At 37.4% G+C, this 1,489-nt stretch carries 2 protein-coding genes; both read right to left on the reverse strand.

Annotated features, from left to right (window positions below; all coding sequences use genetic code 11):
- Positions 1–104: 104 nt before the first annotated feature.
- Complete coding sequence (locus MW688_RS17970) at positions 105–773, reverse strand: response regulator transcription factor (RefSeq protein ID WP_486737389.1); 669 nt, start codon at positions 771–773, stop codon at positions 105–107.
- A 27-nt stretch (positions 774–800) separates the two neighbouring features.
- Positions 801–1,340 (reverse strand): cytochrome b/b6 domain-containing protein, encoded by a 540-nt coding sequence (locus tag MW688_RS17975; protein WP_486737390.1) that lies wholly within the window; start codon positions 1,338–1,340, stop codon positions 801–803.
- Between the last annotated feature and the right edge of the window lie 149 nt (positions 1,341–1,489).

The raw sequence follows: 1,489 nt of genomic DNA on the forward strand, positions 1-1,489 counted from the left end.
TGCTCCCTGCTCCCTGCTCCCTGCTCCCTGCTCCCTGCTCCCTGCTCCCTGCTCCGGTGCTTCTCCTCACCATTTTCTTTCTCAAGAACGAAATAGCCCTGGTTTTATCCTGACCATCGATAACCAATTCCCCTAACTGTCTCAATTAAATTTTTGCCTAATTTTTTCCGTAAATATCCGATATAAACATCTACAATATTTGATCCTGGATCATAATTATATCCCCACACATGATCTAATAATTGCTGGCGAGTTATAACTTGTCCTTTCTGGGATATTAATGTTTCTAGTAACCTAAATTCTGTAATTGATAATTCTACCTGTGCATCTTTGACATAAACTTGGTGACTTTTTAAGTTGAGTGTAATATTACCCGACTTTAAAATGTTTGTAACTGAGGTTGATTGAGTTTGATTATTTTTTAAACGCAGTTTAATTCTAGCTAATAATTCTTCAAAGCGAAAAGGTTTGGTCATATAATCATCCGCTCCTCCTTCCAATCCTGTAATCTTATCTTTGAGATTATCTCTTGCGGTTAAAATAATAATGGATAAACTTGCCCCTTGACCTCTTAATTCTTCTAGGATAGTTAATCCATCTTTACCAGGTAATCCTAAGTCTAATAATAGTAAATCAAACTCATTACTTAGGGCTTTTTCTAAGAGAATATTAACATCTGAAACAATTTCCGTGACAAACCCATTAGCTTTTAAGCCCTTTTCCACAAAAGCAGCAATTTTAGGTTCATCTTCAGCAATTAAAATACGATTCATGGAACATTTTGGTTAACTATGAGTTATTTATTTGATCCAGGAGATCACCCAAGCGGCTAGGATAACAATTAAAAAGATACTCTCTAAAACTCTAAATATATTGGGAGTAGAAGTCCAAGTAAGAGCGCGTTTTAAATTCAAAACCCGCCATTGGCGTGGATTATCCGAGGGGCGAAAATACCAATCAAGCATAGATAATAGTAGAGGAGTTCCTCCTATTTTGGCACTCATGAGTAAATGGAGTAAGATAAAAATCAGTAAGATGGCCCAAGAGAGTAAATGTGCATAGTACCAAAGGTGATTTAATTCCCCTCGGGGAAGCCATTTTTCATCCATCATTTTACCAGAAAAAAGGGCAAAACTCAGAGCAAAGATAATCAAGGTATTGACTAACCGATGCAAGGAATACCACCACAGGGGATGTCCGATTTTAGTAGTCATTTTTTGGAACAAATCAGGCTGAATTAGCTTTTTATGGCCTCGACGAAAAATATACACCACGAAGATTGGAAATAGTAATAAAGCCCATAATCCAAAAGTACCGTGAATACCTTCAACAGAAGTAATTGAAAGCCTGGAATCCCCGTAACTTTAGTGCGGGGAGGAAAGGCGAACCGACGACTTTAGTCGCCCGTAATTTAAACAACGCTTACGTTTATTAGACCTACGAATTAACATAACTTTCTTGAGAGAAAATTGCCCAATTCGCTGCCAAT

Source organism: Johannesbaptistia floridana (assembly GCF_057440575.1).

Excerpts from the sequence above, each read along its gene's own strand:
- MW688_RS17970 (WP_486737389.1), bottom strand. The coding sequence starts at position 773 with ATGAATCGTATTTTAATTGCTGAAGATGAACCTAAAATTGCTGCTTTT.